At 62.9% G+C, this 17,756-nt stretch carries 15 protein-coding genes; 6 read left to right on the plus strand and 9 right to left on the minus strand.

Annotated features, from left to right (window positions below; translation table 11 throughout):
• Positions 1-61: 61 nt before the first annotated feature.
• Complete coding sequence (locus CWS35_RS32545) at positions 62-739, minus strand: TetR/AcrR family transcriptional regulator (protein WP_245438756.1); 678 nt, start codon at positions 737-739, stop codon at positions 62-64.
• 181 nt (positions 740-920) lie between these two features.
• On the opposite strand from CWS35_RS32545, the gene CWS35_RS32550 reads away from it, so the two are divergent.
• The 3 genes from CWS35_RS32550 to CWS35_RS32560 are packed head-to-tail and all read left to right on the plus strand — an operon-like array spanning position 921 to position 4,546.
• Positions 921-2,078: an HlyD family secretion protein gene (locus CWS35_RS32550; RefSeq protein WP_100955402.1), complete on the plus strand. Its 1,158-nt coding sequence runs from the start codon at positions 921-923 to the stop codon at positions 2,076-2,078.
• Positions 2,075-3,571, plus strand: a complete 1,497-nt coding sequence (locus CWS35_RS32555) for an MFS transporter (protein ID WP_100955403.1) — start codon at positions 2,075-2,077, stop codon at positions 3,569-3,571. The genes CWS35_RS32550 and CWS35_RS32555 overlap by 4 nt, the downstream gene beginning before the upstream one ends.
• A 33-nt stretch (positions 3,572-3,604) precedes the next feature.
• Positions 3,605-4,546, plus strand: coding sequence for an aldo/keto reductase (locus CWS35_RS32560; protein ID WP_100955404.1), 942 nt, complete (start codon positions 3,605-3,607; stop codon positions 4,544-4,546).
• A gap of 103 nt (positions 4,547-4,649) precedes the next feature.
• Here CWS35_RS32560 and CWS35_RS32565 read toward each other — a convergent pair whose 3' ends face one another.
• Entirely contained in the window at positions 4,650-5,792 is a 1,143-nt protein-coding gene (locus CWS35_RS32565) for an epoxide hydrolase family protein (RefSeq protein WP_100955405.1), read from the minus strand.
• Between the two features lie 270 nt (positions 5,793-6,062).
• Between CWS35_RS32565 and CWS35_RS32570 the strand changes: the two genes are divergently transcribed.
• Positions 6,063-6,491, plus strand: coding sequence for a hypothetical protein (locus CWS35_RS32570; RefSeq protein WP_157817300.1), 429 nt, complete (start codon positions 6,063-6,065; stop codon positions 6,489-6,491).
• Between the two features lie 47 nt (positions 6,492-6,538).
• Here CWS35_RS32570 and CWS35_RS32575 read toward each other — a convergent pair whose 3' ends face one another.
• From CWS35_RS32575 to xoxF5, 5 genes are all read right to left on the minus strand, one after another.
• Positions 6,539-7,492, minus strand: coding sequence for a hypothetical protein (locus tag CWS35_RS32575; protein ID WP_100955407.1), 954 nt, complete (start codon positions 7,490-7,492; stop codon positions 6,539-6,541).
• Positions 7,493-7,615: 123 nt separating this feature from the next.
• Positions 7,616-8,179: an S-(hydroxymethyl)glutathione synthase gene (gene gfa, locus CWS35_RS32580; protein ID WP_024580244.1), complete on the minus strand. Its 564-nt coding sequence runs from the start codon at positions 8,177-8,179 to the stop codon at positions 7,616-7,618.
• A 33-nt stretch (positions 8,180-8,212) separates the two neighbouring features.
• Positions 8,213-9,322, minus strand: coding sequence for an S-(hydroxymethyl)glutathione dehydrogenase/class III alcohol dehydrogenase (locus tag CWS35_RS32585; protein ID WP_100956858.1), 1,110 nt, complete (start codon positions 9,320-9,322; stop codon positions 8,213-8,215).
• 46 nt (positions 9,323-9,368) lie between these two features.
• Positions 9,369-9,845 carry a c-type cytochrome, methanol metabolism-related gene (locus tag CWS35_RS32590; RefSeq protein WP_029878943.1) on the minus strand — a complete coding sequence of 159 codons (477 nt, stop codon included), beginning with the start codon at positions 9,843-9,845 and terminating at the stop codon, positions 9,369-9,371.
• A 123-nt stretch (positions 9,846-9,968) separates the two neighbouring features.
• The gene (xoxF5, locus tag CWS35_RS32595) at positions 9,969-11,771 is read right to left on the minus strand and encodes a lanthanide-dependent methanol dehydrogenase XoxF5 (RefSeq protein WP_024580241.1); all 1,803 of its coding nucleotides are present in this window, start codon (positions 11,769-11,771) and stop codon (positions 9,969-9,971) included.
• A 421-nt stretch (positions 11,772-12,192) separates the two neighbouring features.
• On the opposite strand from xoxF5, the gene CWS35_RS32600 reads away from it, so the two are divergent.
• Together CWS35_RS32600 and CWS35_RS32605 are read left to right on the plus strand one after the other, a co-directional pair.
• The gene (locus CWS35_RS32600; protein ID WP_024580240.1) at positions 12,193-13,167 is read left to right on the plus strand and encodes a helix-turn-helix domain-containing protein; all 975 of its coding nucleotides are present in this window, start codon (positions 12,193-12,195) and stop codon (positions 13,165-13,167) included.
• 30 nt (positions 13,168-13,197) lie between these two features.
• Positions 13,198-13,584, plus strand: coding sequence for a YkvA family protein (locus tag CWS35_RS32605; protein WP_100955408.1), 387 nt, complete (start codon positions 13,198-13,200; stop codon positions 13,582-13,584).
• A gap of 41 nt (positions 13,585-13,625) precedes the next feature.
• Here CWS35_RS32605 and CWS35_RS32610 read toward each other — a convergent pair whose 3' ends face one another.
• Complete coding sequence (locus CWS35_RS32610) at positions 13,626-16,061, minus strand: TonB-dependent receptor (protein ID WP_100955409.1); 2,436 nt, start codon at positions 16,059-16,061, stop codon at positions 13,626-13,628.
• Positions 16,062-16,204: 143 nt separating this feature from the next.
• Positions 16,205-17,569, minus strand: a complete 1,365-nt coding sequence (locus CWS35_RS32615; protein WP_100955410.1) for a histidine kinase — start codon at positions 17,567-17,569, stop codon at positions 16,205-16,207.
• Positions 17,570-17,756: the final 187 nt, after the last annotated feature.

Genomic DNA, 17,756 nt, shown 5'->3' on the forward strand with positions numbered 1-17,756 from the left:
TCATCGCGCACCGGTTCGCAGCGGAGCCATCCGGTAACAGCACGGACGCCCGCGTCCCCGTTCAGCTCACCTCGACCGGGCATCCGCAGATCACGCCCACCGCCTTCCGCGCAACCTCGCGCAGTTCGGCGCGGCGGGCGCCGGCACGGGCGCGAATGGCAATGCTGTGCATGGTCGCAGACGCGAGGATCGCCAGCGCTGCGGGATCGGCGTCGGGCTCGAGTTCGCCCCGCTCGCGCGCGGTCTGGAAACGTGCCTCGAAGTCGGCGTCGATCGCATGGAGGCCCCGCGCAACATTGCTCCGGATCGCGGCATCTTCAACCGATTCAACGACGGCAGTACCGAGCACAAAACATCCCCGTGCGCTGCCTCTGCCGGAAAAATAGATCGACAGCGCGGCATCGTAGGCCAGCATCAGCGCTTCGGCCAGCGGACGGTCCTCCCCCAGCGCTTCGCGCGTCGCGGCCAGGCTGATCTCCCAATAGCGGTCCAGCGCTTCGAGATAGAGCGCATGCTTGTTGCCGAAGGCGGCGTACAGACTCGGCGGATTCATGCCGGTCGCGGCAGCGATGCTGTCCAGCGAGGTGCCGGAGTAACCGGACCTCCAGAACGTTTCGGTCGCCTGCTTCAGTGCCGCCTGTGCGTCATAGGCCTTCGGCCGCCCTCGGCGGGCCGGACCTGGATTGCCGTCTTTTCCTGCCATAGCGCAAACACCCTGGTTGCCGCGTGCATCACCCATATTTGTATACATCGTTACAAAAATCAACAGCCAGCCAGCTTGATCGCAGAGCTCGCTTGTTTTATTTTGTATGAATCGTTACAAAATTAGCCGAAGGAAGGGCTCCACGATGCGCTTCGATTTTTCACGGTTTTCCAGATGGTTAGGTGAACACAAGGCGCTCCGCCCAAACGCGGCGGCGATGCAACTTGTCTCCGTCGCGACAACAGCAGCTGGGACGCGGTTCGATGGCGAGGTCGAGCGCCCGGCTTTCGACCGCGCGACCGTGACGCCCAGCTGGCGCTTCAGGGAACGGCTGCGGCGGCCGCTGATGCTTGCGGTGCCGGTGATTGCGGCCGCATTCGGCGCCACCGCGTACCTCGCCGAGGAGTCCTACGTCTCCACGGACAACGCGTTCGTTCGCGCCGCGAAGATCACTGTCAATGCTCGCGTCTCGGGCCAGGCCGTCGAAATCGACGTCCACGACAATGAGCGCGTCCGTCAGGGCCAAGTGCTGTTCCGGATCGATCCGGAGCCTTATCAAATCGCAGTCGACGAGGCGGAGGCGCGGCTCGGCGGCGCACGCCTCCAGATCGACGCGTTAAAGGCGACCTACCGCCAGCAACAGGCCGAATTGCAGTCGGCCCAAGATACGGCAGCCTTTGACGAGCGCGAGTATGAGCGCAAGAAAGCGCTGGTCAGCTCCGATTTCACGCCGCGCGCGGTCTACGAACGCGCGGAGACCGATCTCAAGGTCGCCCGTCAGCGCGTCGCGTCGATCCAGCAGCAGATCGCCAACACGGTGGCTGCGTTGGATGGCGATGCCGACATCGCGATCGATCGCCATCCGACGGTTCGCGCAGCCAGGGCCCAGCTCGACCATGCGAAGCTCGATCTCTCCTATGCGACGGTGACCGCGCCCGACGACGGCGTTGTCACCAGAGTGGACGATCTCCAGATCGGCAGTTTCGTCAACCCTGGCGCGCCGGTGTTCTCGTTGCTGTCGAGCCGGCGGATCTGGATCGAGGCCAATTTCCGCGAGACCGGGCTCACCCACATGCGCCCCGGGCAGGACGCGACGATCGACGTCGATGCCTATCCGGGCCGCAGATTCAGGGCCCATATCGTCAGTATGAGCCCGGGCACCGGGTCCGACTTCTCGGTGCTGCCACCCGAGAATGCGACGGGAAACTGGGTCAAGGTGGTGCAGCGTCTGCCGGTCCGCCTCGAGCTCGACGAGATCGATCCGAGCCGGCCGCTGTTCTCCGGCATCAGTGTGACCGCGCGCGTCGATACCGGTTATCGCCGCAGCTGGCGCCACCCGCTCCACCTCGCTGACGCGACGGAGGCCGCCAAATGAACACCGCGATCCCCTACGCTGCCGGGCGCGAAAGAAACTACATGCTCCCGCTGGCGGCGCTCACCGCGACCTACATGCAGGCCGTCAACATCTCGCTGCCGAACGCGGCCCTGCCGCACATCCAGGGCGCCCTGTCGATGGGCGATGACGAGGTCGGTTGGGTGTTCTCCTCCTACATCGCGGCGAGTGCGGTCGCGATGTCCATGACGAGCTGGCTCGCCGGGCGCTATGGGCGGAAAGCGCTCTATCAGGTGGCACTCGTCCTGTTTGCAGCCGGACTTGTCCTCGATACGCTGGCGACGACATCGCTGCAATTCGTGTTCGCGCGGATCCTGCAGGGAGCTGCGAGCGGGCCGCTCGGCCCACTCTCGCTCGTGGTCCTGCTTGAGACGCAGCCGCCGGCGCAACACGCCCGCGTCAACCTGCTGTGGTCATTGTGCTTCCTAATCGGCATCAGCAGTGGGCCGAGCATCGGCGGCTGGCTCAGCGAATATCACGGCTGGCGCTCGATCTTTGATGTCAGTCTCCCGGTGACCGCCTTCATCTTCGTCGCGATGACCTTGCTGCTCGAGGAGAAGCGTGCGGACTGGCCGCGTCCGTTCGACTTCTTTGGTCTCGCCACCTTCTCGATTGGCATGATCGGCCTGCAGATGTTGCTCGACCGCAGCGAACGGCTGGATTGGTTCGCCTCGACCGAGATCTGGATCGAGGCCAGCGCTTCGGTGCTCGGCTTCTATCTCTTCATCGTGCATGTCCTGACCACGAAGGCGCATTTTCTCCGCACCGCATTGTTCAAGGACCGCAACCTCGTGCTTTCGACGGTGATCTCCTTTGCGCTCGGTTTCGTGCTGCTGCCGACCCTGGCCTTGACCTCGCCGATGCTGGAGGAATTGCTCAACTATCCCGTCGACACCACCGGCTTCATGACCATCCCGCGCGGTGTCACGTTGGTGGGAACGGTCGTGATGACGAGTCTGGCTCCCGTCCAGATGGACTACCGGCCCTTCATGCTCGGCGGAATGGCGCTCGTCGTCTACGCCAACTGGATAATGCTCGGCTATTCGCCGGCGATGGACTGGCAGGCGGTGGTCCAGACCGGTGTTCTTCAGGGTGCCGGTCTCGGTATGCTGATTCCTGCGCTTGGCAGAGCGGCATGCGGCACGCTCGATCCGAAGCTGCGCGCGGAGGGCGGCGCGCTGCTCAACCTGTCGCGGCTCTACGGCAGCACGATCGGCATCGCCGTGGTGCAGATATTCTTCTACAACAACACCCAGGCCATGCACGCAGCCCTCGCCCGTGACCTCACGCCATACCGGGCCGCAGCGCACCTTGCGGGTTCGATCGCGGCGCCAGGCCTTGCCGCGCTCAACGGGTTGGTGACCCAGCAGGCGGCCGTGGTTGCGGTGATCGACCAGTTCGAAATCCTGATGTTTGCCATGCTGGTCGTCAGCCCGCTGGTGCTGTTTCTCCGGAAGCCGCGGCCCGCCAACTAATCCCCATCCACCCTGCTAACAAGGAGCCTGAACATGACGACGCCGAACGCACTTCGCGATACGCGGATTGCCCTCAACCACGGCAGCGGTCATATCCCCGCCGTCGGATTTGGTACCCTGATCCCGGATCCTCTCGCAACCCGGCAAGCGACCAAGGCCGCACTGGAGGTCGGGTTCCGACATCTCGATGCAGCCGAACGCTACCGCAACGAAGCAGCGGTTGGCGACGCGATCCAGGACGCCTTCAAGGCCGGAATGGTTCGGCGCGAAGAGCTCTTCGTCACGACGAAGCTGTGGAACACCAATCATCGCCCGGAGCGCGTCAGGCCTGCGTTCGATGCCAGCCGGCAGCGACTGCAACTCGACGATATCGATTGCTATCTGATCCACACGCCGTTTGCCTTCCAGCCCGGCGACGAGCAAGACCCGCGGGACGAGCGCGGTCAGGTGATCTATGATCGCGGCGTGACGTTGGCGGAGACGTGGCAGGCGATGGAACGCTTGGTGGACGACGGCCACTGCAAGGCGATCGGCCTATCAGACATCACGCTGGAGAAGCTGCGCGAGATCGTTGCAGTGGCCCGGATCAAGCCCGCTGTGGTCCAGGTCGAGGCGCATCCCTATTTGCCGGAATGGGAGCTGCTCGAATACTGTCGGCAGAATGGCATCGTGCTGCTGGCGTTTGCCGCGTTGGGACATGCCATGAAGCCAAACCTGCTGGAGGATGCGGTCATTGCCGACATCGCACGTCGCGTCCACAAGACGCCGGCCCAGGTTGCACTGGCCTGGGCGGTACAGCGCGGCACCGCTTTCCTCACCACTTCAACCAATCCGCAACGCATCCAGGCAAACTTCGACATCACGACACTGCCCGAGGACGCGATGCAGGAGATGGGTGACCGCATCACCACGAATGTCCGTTTCAATTCGGTGGTGCGGACCGGCGTGCCCGGATTCATTCCCGCAACACGGTGAAGCGGGTTCTGCGCGACCGAACAGCGGAGCCAAGGGCCGATGGAGGGAGCAAGCAGCGCTCCCCCGCCTTCTTCCGTGAACCGGTGTCGACTTCGCCTGGGATTTAGCGCAGCTTCCGGAAAAACTCCCGCACCTCGCGCACGAACAGTTCGGGCTGTTCGAATGCCGAGAAATGTCCGCCCTTCGGCATCTCGTTCCAGTGCTGGATGTTGGTGAAATTCGTCTGCATCCATTTGCGGACCGGCGTGACAATTTCCTTGGGGAACACGGCGACGCCGGTCGGCACGTTCACCTTGTGCGGGGTTCGCTTGCCCGGCCCGAAGCTCTCCCAGTAGAGCCGCGCCGACGATGCGGCCGTTTCTGTGACCCAGTACAGCATGACGTTGTCGAGCAACTCGTCGCGGCTCAGGATATTTTCCGGATGCCCGTCGCAGTCGGTCCAGGCCCAGAACTTCTCCAGGATCCAGGCCGCCTGCCCGCTCGGCGAATCCGTCAGCGCGTAACCGAGCGTCTGCGGCCGGGTCGACTGCTGCTTGGAATAGCCGGAATCCCAGTCTGCATAATACTTGATGCCGTTGAGCGCGCGGGCCTCCTCCGGCGTCGGCTGCCCCTCGACATTGGGCCGGGTCGACATCGCAAGCGTGATGTGGATGCCGGCGCAGTGTGCCGCATCCTGCCCGCCGATTGCCGTCGTGACCGCGGACCCCCAATCGCCGCCTTGCGCGAAATAGCTGGTGTAGCCCAGCCGCTCCATCAGGACGGCCCAGGCCTTGGCAATGCGATCGACGCCCCAGCCGGTCGCAGTCGGCTTGGCCGAGAAGCCGAAGCCCGGCAATGACGGGCACACCACGTGAAAGGCATCCGACGCGCTGCCGCCATGCGCGGTCGGGTCGGTCAGCGGGTCGATCACCTTGTGGAATTCGACCACCGATCCCGGCCAGCCATGGGTGATGATCAGCGGCCGCGCCTCCGGATGCTTCGAGCGGGCATGGATGAAGTGGATGTCGAGCCCGTCGATCCCGGTGATGAACTGGCTGAAGCGATTGAGCCGCGCCTCGCGCTGGCGCCAATCATAGGTCTCCGCCCAATACTGGCAGACGTCCTTGATCCATCGCAGCGGCGCGCCCTGGCTCCAATCGTCGACCAGTTCGGCCTCCGGCCAGCGGGTGCGGCGCAGCCGGGTGCGCAGGTCCTCGAGGACATCGTCGCCGACGGCGATGCGGAACGGGCTGATGGCGGTCGTCATGGCGTCTCCCCGGGACAAAAAGGACTTTCCAGGAAGATAGGGCCGCGCGGGTCGCCGATCAAACCCGCGTCGGACCATTTACCGGCGAGCGTTTTGGCCGGGTCCAGGCTACCGCATCGACGCCTGCACGAACCCTGCACGACAAACCTCGAATCCTGCACGACAAAATCGACCATTGGCATCGCCACATTGCTAAGGCAAAGGCGACAATCGATCGACCTGAATATCGCAGGCGATCGAAGCACCCATGTCCCAGCGATGGAGCTTGTTGTGGCATTCTATCTGACGAGCGTCCAGGGTACCCAGGATGTGCTGTTGAAGTTGGGATTGCCGCTGATCGTCGCGTTCCTCGCAGGGTGGATCATCACCAAATTTTGGCTGAACAGATCAGGCATCGAATCAGCTGGATTCTCAGCCGCCGCTAGCGCCGCTCTATTTGCCCCTGTATTCCTCGCGACCTACTTTTTCATCCTGCAAGCCATCGTGCAGGACAGCTTCGCCGACCGGGTCGGCCTTGCCATACTTTTTGCGGTACTCTTGGCCCCGACCCTTTTGCTCGTTCCGGTTGGCACCATTTCTCTTATTAGGGCCCGACGACGGCAGAGGTCGCTCCACAACTGGTTGATTCCTTCCGCACTTGCGGCCTGGTCGATCTTGCAGGTCGGATGGCTTTGGTTCGTATTCGAGTACGCCGATTGAACATGCCCTCACTCTGCACCAGCGCAGGTCCGCCGCGCCGCACTCGACTACCTGCCGATTGCCGTTTCCAATAGTGACTGCGCCTGTTTGGTGGCTGCGGCGAAGGCCGGCTGCTGTGGCGCCTGCTGGACGAAGCAGCGTTTGAAGGCGTCGTCGCCCTGCTGACGCAGGTCGCCGAGCTTGTCATAGGCGGCCTTGCTGATCTGCTTGCGCTCGAGCTTCTCGGCTGCCACGTCGGCCTTCTTGTTGTAGTCGGCGCGAATCGCGGCGCAGGCCGGCACTTGCACGGCCGGTTCGATCTCACCATAGGCGATATAGAACTTGCCGTTGGCGAGAACAGCGACAAACACCTCGTCAGCTGCCTCGGGGGTCGAATCCTGGGTCCGGCCGGCCAGGAAACCGTAAGTCAGGCTCGCCGCCGACGGCTTGGCGACCGGCAACTCGTTGAAATTGATCACGGCCGCATCGGTCGAGATCGCCTGGGTGTAAAGGCCCTCGAACTTCAGCGCCGGCTCGATCTGCTGCGGCACGTTCTTGCTGCCCTTGTCCCACCAGCTCTTGTGCGCGTGCAGCCAGCGGGTGAACAGCGTCTCGGTGGTGACGACGATATGGGCTTTCGGCTCGACGAAGCTGCCGTCGGCACGCTTCTCCCCGATCTTTGCGCCGTCCCTGCCGCTGTCGGCATCGAAGCGCAGACCGTCGAGCATGCCGAACCCCATATCACCTTTATATAGAGTATCGAGGTTGAGCTGGGCTGGTGCAAAGCCCGGCCGGGCGGTCTCGGACAGGATCGCGGTCAGCTGCCCCTTGAGCTCGTCACGCGCAGCAGCCTCGGCTTTATCGACCGCCTCGTTGATCTTGTTGTCGTTCGACAGTTTGGCGAATTTAGCAATCGCAGCGTCGCGCGCGGCGATGTAGCGGTCCTCCGGCGATGCGGCGCGAGCCGGCGAAAGGATCAGGATCGGGGAAATAACGAGGGCAAGGCGGAAAACAAAATGCATGCCCTGTGGTCGCCCGCAGGGCATGCAAGGTTCAAGGTCACGGGTAAGATCAGCATATCCTTCGCCGGCAGCTCTCTGCCGGCGCAGGATCTCGTTGTGTCAAGCCGCCATTCAGGTGGCCACTCAGGCCGCCTTGGCCTTCGCCACGTGGGTGGCGATCGCATCCATCAGCGGCGGCGACAGGCAGTCGTAAGGTTCGAGCCCAAGCTCCTTCAGGCGCGACCTGATCCCGGCCATGTCGGCCGGCTTGACGCCGGATTCGATCACCGACGAGACGAAGGCGGCAAATCCCGGAGCGGCCGAGCCTTGCTCCTGGAACAGCTCGGGATGGATGAAGTCGAGGCCATAGAACGGATGGCCCTTGTTCTCGATCCGGCCGTACATGTGCGTACCGCAACCGGTGCAGGCGTGGCGCTGGATCACCGCGGCGGCATCCACGATCTTCAGCTTGTCGCCGTTCTCGAGCACGGTGACGTTCTCGCGCGGGACCACCGCCACCACCGAGAAGGTCGCGCCCGACGGCTTCCAGCACTTGGTGCAGCCGCAGGCGTGATTATGGGCGACGTCGCCCTTGATCCCGACCTTGACCTTCTTGTCCGCGCATTTGCAGACCAGCGTGCCACCGGCAAAGTGGCCGGAGCCCTGCTTGACGCCATTGTCGACTGATGGGTGGATATGAACAGTCATTGGTCTATCCTCCTGGTGCTTGGTGTTTTGATCTCAGAATACGACGACGGAGCGGATCGACTTGCCCTCGTGCATCAGGTCGAAGCCCTTGTTGATCTCGTCGAGCTTCAGCACGTGGGTGATCATCGGATCGATCTGGATCTTTCCGCCCATGTACCAGTCGACGATCTTCGGCACGTCGGTGCGGCCGCGCGCGCCGCCGAACGCGGTGCCCTTCCAGACCCGGCCGGTGACCAGTTGGAACGGACGGGTCGCGATCTCCTTGCCGGATTCCGCAACGCCGATCACGACCGAGACGCCCCAGCCGCGATGGCAGGCTTCCAGTGCCTGCCGCATCACATTGGTGTTGCCGGTGCAGTCGAACGTGTAATCGGCACCGCCGTCGGTCAGCCCGACCAGGTGCTGCACGATGTCGCCGCCAACCTTGGTCGGATTGACGAAATGCGTCATGCCGAACTGCTTGCCCCACGCCTCCTTGGAGTCATTGATGTCGACGCCGATGATCTTGTCGGCGCCGACCATCTTGGCGCCCTGGATCACGTTCAGCCCGATGCCGCCGAGACCGAATACGACGACGTTGGAGCCCGGCGTCACCTTGGCGGTGTTGACGACCGCGCCGACGCCAGTGGTAACGCCGCAGCCGATGTAGCAGCTCTTGTCGAACGGCGCGTCCTCGCGGATCTTCGCCACTGCGATCTCAGGCAGCACGGTGAAGTTCGAGAAGGTCGAGCAGCCCATATAGTGGTAGACGGTCTTGCCCTTGTAGCTGAAGCGCGAGGTGCCGTCCGGCATCACGCCCTTGCCCTGGGTGGCGCGGATCGCGGTGCACAGATTGGTCTTCTGGCTCAGGCAGCTTTTGCACTGGCGGCATTCCGGCGTGTAGAGCGGGATCACGTGATCGCCCGGCTTCACCGACGTCACGCCGGCACCGACCTCGCGAACGATCCCGGCGCCTTCGTGCCCGAGGATCGAGGGGAAGATGCCTTCGCTGTCGAAGCCGTCGAGCGTGTAGGCGTCGGTGTGGCAGATGCCGGTCGCCTTGATCTCGACCAGCACTTCGCCGGCCTTCGGGCCTTCCAGATCGAGCTCGACGATCTCAAGCGGCTTCTTTGCTTCGAATGCGACTGCGGCGCGGGTCTTCATCTTGGTCTCCAAAATCCTTCACAGGTTGCCATTCGCGCCGGACCGCTCACTTCTTGTTGCCCATGCAGGCGTCTTCTGCCTTTGCGTAGGCATCCGACTTGTCCTCGTGCTTGGCCGGCCGTACGCGCCCAACCGCATCGGTGGAACGAGCGCGCAGATACACATAGATGTCGTCCATGTAGCAGGCAACATTCGGGTTATCGCCGAACGCCGGCATGACGTTTTCCTGCGACGTAGAGACGTTCTTGCGTCCGCTCGCGACCACGCCGAGGAAGTCGGCGTAGTTCATGCTCTTCAGCGAATCCTTCAGCGCCGGCGCGTAGGTCGAGCCCATGCCATCGGGTCCGTGGCAAACATGGCATTCCGAATGGTAGCGGCGGTAACCGGAGTAGGTGTACCAATCCACGGTCCCATCGGGTGCAACCTTGTAGGTCGGGTTGCCGTCCTTATCGAGATATTTGCCGTCCTCGGACTTGACCGCGGTCGGGTCGCCCGGAGCTTCGGCGGAGGCAACCCCTCCCATTGCCACGACAAAGATCGCGGCAGTCACAAACCAGATCTTACGCAAAGCCTGTCCTCGCATGCGGATTGAAGACGGACCGGCGCATGGAGATCGCTCCATGCGCCGGAACGAGGTGAGGTCAGCTCACTGCGGCAGCGAGAACACGGTGAGCGTTCCACCGAGCGCGGTGTAGTTGCTCAGCGCGGCATAGCCACCGACTGCACCGAGGCCAGCCGTCGGGTCAGTCAGGCCGGCCGCGAGGCCGATGCCTGCCCAACCGCCCACACCCGACAGCACGGCGATGTACTGCTTGCCGCCATGTTCATAGGTGGTGACGTTGCCGATGATGCCGGACGGGGTCTTGAACTTGTAGAGCTCCTTGCCCGTCTTGGCGTCGACAGCCTTCAGATAGCCTTCCAACGTGCCGTAGAACACCACGCCGCCGGCGGTCGCGAGCGCACCCGACCAGACCGAGAACTGCTCCTTGTTCGACCAGACGATCTTGCCGGTCTTGCCGTCCCAGGCGATGAAGTTGCCCATGTTGGTCTCGCCGGGAGGCGGATACATCGACAGCGTCGCGCCGACATAGGGCTGACCTGCGGTGTAGCTCACCTTGAACGGCTCGTAGTCCATGCAGACGTGGTTGGTCGGCACGTAGAACAGTTGCGTCTCAGGCGAGTAGGCTGCCGGCTGCTCGTCCTTCGAACCGAGCGCTGCCGGGCAGATGCCCTTGACGTTGTGGTCCTCGCCGGCCTTGTCGGTCGACGCGGCATCGAGGACCTTCGGACGACCATAGGTCGGCGAGTTCTTGTCCATGTCGACGCCGGAGGTCCAGTTCACCTTCGGATCGTACTTCTGGGCGACCAGCAGTTCGCCGGTGGCGCGATCGAGCGTATAGCCGAGGCCGTTGCGATCGAAGTGGGTGAGCAGCTTGCGCGGCTTGCCGTCGATCGACTGATCCGAGAGGATCATCTCGTTGACGCCGTCATAGTCCCATTCGTCATGGGGCGTCATCTGGTAGACCCACTTGGCGACGCCGGTGTCCGGGTTACGCGCCCAGATCGTCATCGACCATTTGTTGTCGCCGGGGCGCTGCTTCGGATTCCAGGTCGAGGGGTTGCCCGATCCGTAGTAGACCAGATTGAGTTCCGGATCATAGGAGATCCAGCCCCAGGTCGCGCCGCCGCCGATCTTCCACTGATCGCCTTGCCAGGTCTTCAGGCTCGAGTCCTTGCCAATCGGCTTGCCGAGCTCGGTGGTCTTGTCGTCGACCAGGATCTGGTCATCCGGACCTTCCGAGAAGCCACGCCAGACCAGCTTGCCGGTCTTGAGGTCGTAGGCCGTCATGTGGGCCTGGACGCCGAACTCACCACCGGAGATTCCGACCAGGACCTTGTCCTTGATCACCATCGGCGCCGATGTGCCGGTGGCTCCCTTGGCAGGATCACCGTTCTTCACGCTCCACTCCACCTTGCCGGTCTTCGCATCGAGCGCAACCAACGTGGTGTCGGCCTGATGCAGGATGATCTTGCCGTCACCGTAGGCGACGCCGCGGTTGACGGTGTCGCAGCACATCACCGGAATGACGTTCGGATCCTGCTTCGGCTCGTACTTCCAGACGATCTGATTGTCCTTGGAAAGGTCAATAGCATAGACCTTGTTCGGGAACGGCGTGTGGACGTACATCATATTGCCGATGATCAGCGGGCCGCCTTCATGGCCGCGCAGCACGCCGGTCGAAAACGTCCAGGCGACCTGCAACTTTCCGACGTTCGAGGCGTTGATCTGATTCAACTTCGAATAGCGCTGATTGGCGTAGTCTCCAGTCGGCATCACCCAATCTTTCGGGTTCTGCGCCATCTTGTGGAGTTCGTCATTGGCACTGGCGGCTCCGACGGCCAACACCGCCATTGCCCCAACACCGGTCGCGTAAAGCAACTTGCGCATCGTGGATTCCTCCCAGGTTCAAGAGCTCAAGGGTTTCCGCCGAAACGGCCCCACTTCTTCGATTTTGGTTCCCGACTCGTAATCCGATCGGCCCCTGCTGACTTGCCCAAAAGGGAAGAGCCATTTGCTCGAAAGCGAAGCTGCATCAGATTTTTGCGAGCCACGCCCCGATCGGTGGTAATGGTTGCCGCATGTTGCAGGGCATCAATCGCAGGTTGGCGCGATGCGAATGCCGGATTTGACGCGTGCTAAGGTTGCGCTTGACGTGCCCAAAACTAAGTCGGAGGATCACCCGACTTTAACCGGGAAGAAATCCCGCCGGCTCCCTAAGCCGTTCAGAATCAGGGAGAAGGCGCATCATCCCAGGCCAGATTGAGCTCGGTGAGCAGTCACGTTGGGGATCGAATCGGTGGCTGGAAAGATGACCGATACAGTCCATTCACTCAGCACGAACGGATTGACGCCCAAGCGGCAGATCCAGCGCTGGTCGGATGCGCTCACTGACCTGTGTGGTCAGTTCGACGTCGATGCGCTCGAGGGATCTTCGCTCGAGGGCCGGATCAATTTCACCACCGTCTCGCGGTTGAAGCTGTGCCAGATCGAGGCAAGTCAGCACCGGATCGCACACACCATCTCGCGCATCCGGCTGAGCGAGCACCCCTATATCAAGATCGTTTTCCAGACCCACGGCGTCTCGCATTTCGAGCAGGACGGGCTCCACTTCGACATCGTGCCCGGCGACTGCTTCGCCTACGACGTGTCGTGTCCACATACGATCATCAGCCCGTCCCTGACCCGCCACGAAGTTGTCATCGTGCCGAAGGACCTGCTCAAGGAGCGCGGCTTCCAGCTCTCCAAGATGGCACCGTGCAAGCTGTCGGCGCGCAACGGCACCGGGCGTATCGCCTATGATTTCGTCCACGCTGCCTTTGGCGAGGCGCCAACGCTGACCCCGGTCAACGCGGTCGGCGTCGCCGATGCGCTGATCGACCTGCTGCTGCTGCCGCTGCGCGAGACCGGCGCGATGTTCGATCGCGGCAGCGCCGAGGCAACCTACGTGCGGGCCCAGGGCTTCATCCGTGAACATCTGCGCGATCCCGACCTCTGCATCGACCGCATCTCCGCCGCGCTCGGCTGCTCGAAGCGCTACCTGCACATGCTGTTCAGCGATCGCGGCATGACGGTCAGCGACTACATCTGGAAGGCCCGGCTACAGAACTGCCGGCAGGAGCTGGAGACGCAGAACGGCAAGACCATCACCGATGTCGCGTTTTCCTGGGGTTTTTCGAGCTCGTCGCATTTCAGCCGCGTGTTCCGGAAGTATTTTGGCATCGCGCCCTCGTCGGTCCACAAGGGCCTGCACGGCGGCGTGCCGGTGGACGTGGTGCTCGAATAGCACCTCCAATCATCGTTGCCGGCATCGCCAGTGACGCTTTCCCGCATCCGGGCCTGGGCCGGTCGCCTGAAACGCGACGGCTATGCGGTTTACCTGGCGTCCCGCGATCCGCGGGTGCCCTGGTACGCGAAGGCCGTTGCCGTCGCCGTGGCCGCCTACGCGCTCTCGCCGATCGACCTGATCCCGGATTTCATTCCCGTTCTCGGCTATCTCGATGATCTGATCCTGGTGCCCGCCGGGCTCTGGCTTGCGATTGCGCTGATCCCCGACGAGGTGATGACCGAGTGTCGCGCACAGGCCGATGCGGCTTTGCAGCGCCCGGCAAGCCGGGCAGGATTGATTGCGATCATGCTGCTGTGGATCGCAGGCGCGGCTGTGCTGGCATGGGCCGTACTCCGCCGCTGGGCGATTGCGTAGAGGGTCTTGACGTCGCGTCACGCCGGCTTGGCCGCAGGCACTCAGAATGTCGCCTTCAAGCCGGCATAGATCGCACGCGGCCGCGCCGGACTGAGCGAACGAGGATCGGTGAAGGGCGCGCCACCATTGGCAAAGTTCGGCAACTGACCCGTGTCGAAGAAGGTGCCGTAGGTCGAATAGCGGTTATCGAAGATATTATCGATGCGGCCAAATATCTGGAAGGTCTTGTTGATCTGATACGAGGCGTGGGCGTTGAACACCGCATAGGACGGCAGCTGCGGAGCCTGATTGGATTCGTCACCGACGAGATACTGGCTGCTGACCCAGATCGCATCGCCACCGACCTTGAGCTGATCCGTCACGGCATAGTCGATGCCCGCCTTGACGCGGTGGCGTGGAATCGCCGGGATCACGTTGCCGGGCAAGACCTGGATGTTGCCGTTGGCGTCTGCGAACGGGCTGTTGGAACCGAGCGCCAAGGAATCCAGGAAGCGCGCGTCGATGAAGGAATAGCTGGCATAGACCTGCATCGTCGACGATTTCAGGTTGATCTCGGCCTCGATGCCTTGCCGCCGCGTATCGCCGACATTCTGGAAATAGCCGAACCCTTGCAGCACCGGGCTCGGAATATCCAGGATGTCGTCGGTGTTCTTGGCGCGGAATCCGCCGAGCTTCCAGCTCAGGGTTCCGATATTGAGCTCCTTGGTCCCGCGCAACCCGGCTTCGACGGTGTGCGATACCACCTGCTTGAGGTCGGGATCGGAGACCAGGAAGCTCGCGATGGTGCAGGGATTGGCCGGATCGGCGCACCCCAGTTCCAGCGGCGTCGGCGCGCGGTTCGCCTCCGAATAGCCGGCGTAGAAGGTCAGTTCCGGCGTGATCTTGTAGGTGCCGCCGATCACCGGATTGAACCGGTCGTAGTTGTGGTTGCCGTTGAGCGCGGTGCCAAGCTGGTCTTGCAGGTTGATATTGGCGGTGTTGAACCGACCGCCTCCCGTGATCGAGAAACGGTCGGTGACGTCGAACGTGTCGAGCGCAAAGACGCCGATATACTGGTTGGTGGCGCGCAGCGAGACCGGTCCATCCGTCACCGGCGAGCCGGACGGTCCGAGGAAGATACCGCTGCCGTTGAGGACGTAATCCGGACCGAAGGTGCCGAGCTCGGCGCTGGCATTGAACCAGGTGACGCTGGTGTCGATGCTGGTTCCGATTGTGAAGTGATTGCCGTGGCCGAACAGTCTGTCGTCGTTGGTCGCCTGCAACGAGAGCCCGGCCGTCGTCGAGCGCGTCGAGGTCCGGTCGTTTTCGCCCAGGAATGAACCGTCAGGGAACGGATTGCTGAGCTGCACGCCGTTCAGGCCGACAGCCGGCGTCGAAGTATCGCCGAAGCAGAGCAGCGTCGGGTCGTCGCAGGGCTGCGTTCCGGTCGGATTGCCGTCCTGGGTGCTCTGCTTGAAGAAGCGCAGATGGGCGGCGCCTTCGATGGTCCAGGTTGGCGTCGCCTCGACCTTGCCGGTCAGGTTGAAATAGCCGACCTGGTTGTGCGACGTCTGCGGCGTAGTGTAGGTCGCGCCCCAATATTGCTGCAACAGTTCCGCCGGCACAGTGGCCGAGGCGCCGAACTTGTTGTCGGCGACGCCCATATTGAGGTGGAATTCGCTGGCGTCGTTCTTGTAGGCGATGTCGCCATAGAAGCGCCTGATGTCGGCCTGCGAGAAGTTGCGGAAGCCGTCGTCGTGCACACCTTCGAGCGCGCCGTAGACGGCATAGTTGGTGTCGATCGTCTTGCCCCACTGGCCCGAGCCCTGGATACGGCCGAACGACCCGCCCATCACGCTGAGCTCGGTGCCTTGATAGCTGAAGCCGTCCTTCATCCGAAGATCGACCGCGCCACCGAGCGCATTGAGACCGAAGGCAGGATTGTTGGTCACCACGGTGACCGACTTGATCGCCAAGGTGGGGATCAGGTCCCAATTGACGGTGTCGCCGAAGGCTTCGTTGATGCGGACGCCGTTCTGATAGACCGCAAGCCCCTGCGGAGTGCCCGACACCGGGGACGCAACGAAGCCGCGGAATTCCAGGTTGGGCTGGAACGGATTGCCGGTGACCTCGGAAATGTTGACGGAGGGCACGCTCTGCATCAGCGCGTCGGTGATATTGGGCGATCCGGTCCGTTCGATCTGCCGGCTGTCGACAACGTTGACGCTGGCCGGAACCTTGTCGGCATCGATTTCGGAGGCCGACGAGGGAGAGGCGGATGGCGAGGTCGGTATCACGACCCTTGGCCGGGGACGCGCAACGCGCGCCGCCTCGCGTGAACGACCGCGCTTCTGGCCTTCGCCACCCGGCGATGTCACCTCGACCGGCGGCAGCGCCTGGACTTGCCCGGACGAGCTTTGAGCGAAGGCGACGTCTCTGCCAGCCAGCACACTTGTCGCCGCAATGGATGCGACCACCGCAATTCGCACGCCGCCCATCTGACCCACCCATCACCGACTGGTCTTGTTGATCCCCACCAGTTGGTATTGCGATACTAGGAAGCGAATGACGGACCACGCTACCGTCAATGTTCCCGAAAGACTCGGGAATACTTCCCGAGCGCCGTTCCCGCCGGCTCTGCCTAGGGTTGTGCGGCTTTCGGAACGAGCGCCTCGACGGTCACACCATCATCGCCGGATCTGACGTTGAGCGAACCACCCAGCGCGAGGATTCGTTCGCGCATGCCGGTCAATCCGCGTCCATCCTTGTAGCCGGGCCGCAGGCCGCGGCCGTTGTCGCTGACGCGCACCAGTGCGCAGCCACGGCTGTCGCGCACGCCGGTTTGTCGCTCCGCCGGTTCGATCGTGATGCTGACCGCCGTTGCGTCGGCGTGACGGAAGACATTGGTGAGCGCTTCCTGGACGATGCGGTAGATCGTCAAATCGGCGGTCTCTCCGGTCGCACCAAGCGTATGGGAAACGCTGCTCTCGATCTCGACCTCCGGATGAGATTCGCTCCACAATCGCACCAGCGCGCCGAGCGCCTCGCGAAGTCCGAGTTCCGCGAGGCCCGCTGGCCGCAACCGTTCGAGGATGCGCCGCGTGAATTGCTGAAGCGCGTTGACCTGCTCGAGGATGGCGTTGCCATGCTTGCGCAGCGCTGCCGGATCGGGCCGGTCGACATCAGACAATCGCGTCAGGGCGCCGGCGTGCGCGCGCAACGCGAACAGATAGGGCCCGAACTCGTCGTGCAATTCGCGCGCGATCTCCTTGCGCTCGGAATCCTGAAGCGAGACCGCGCGCTCGGCGAGCCGCCGCTTGCCTTCGACTGCTTCACCCAGGGTTGCGGCCAGATGGTTCAGTTTGGCACAGATCGCCGCCAGTTCGGGCGAACCGCCGGGCTCGACGCGCGCATCGTAATACCCTGCCTCGATATTGGTCATGGCCTGTGCCAACGCCTCCAGCGGTGCGAGCGCGCGGCCGACGACCAGCATGGTCACCAGGAAAAGCACGACCGCAATCGCGGAACCGACCTCGAGCTGGGTGACGATGCCATCCCAGATCTCGGCTATTTCGTCATCAGGATGCGAGGTGATGACAAGTGATTGCGGCTTGCCATGGATGGAAATCGGCACCGTCACCGACGTCTGCTCCGGATGCACCAATGCGACGAACCATGCGGGCGGAGCGCGCAGATCATCGGCCTCCTCGGAATGCTCCGCGGTCCTGGGGCCAGCATCGCCTTGCCGCGTGATGCTGACGTGACGCAGCCTGCTCAAGTCCTGGACGATCTGGTCGAGCCGCGCGTCCGGGTCGGGCACATCGCTGAGACCAGCCACCATCGTCTCGACGAACTCGCGGGCCAGCCGGGTCACGCTCTGGTCCTCAGCCTGGACGCGGGGCCCCGCTTCCAGCACGAGCCGCGCGATATTGATGCCCAGTCCGAGCGCCAATATCAGCGCCAGCAAAAGGTTGATCCGTGCGCGCAAGGATAGTCTTCGCCACATTGCGTTGCCCCCGACCGCGGTCGTCCTCCTCCTAGAGGATCGTTGACAGCCAAACTTGCCCGGCTATCTAATCCCACCCTACTGCAATCACGCACGTGGTGCACAAGCTGACCGGAACAGATGTTCCCCAGGACTTGCTCCAGACGATGCGATGATGGATGAATCGAAGCAGGTCGATGGGATAACG

It is taken from the genome of Bradyrhizobium sp. SK17, from assembly GCF_002831585.1.
Classification (GTDB): domain Bacteria; phylum Pseudomonadota; class Alphaproteobacteria; order Rhizobiales; family Xanthobacteraceae; genus Bradyrhizobium.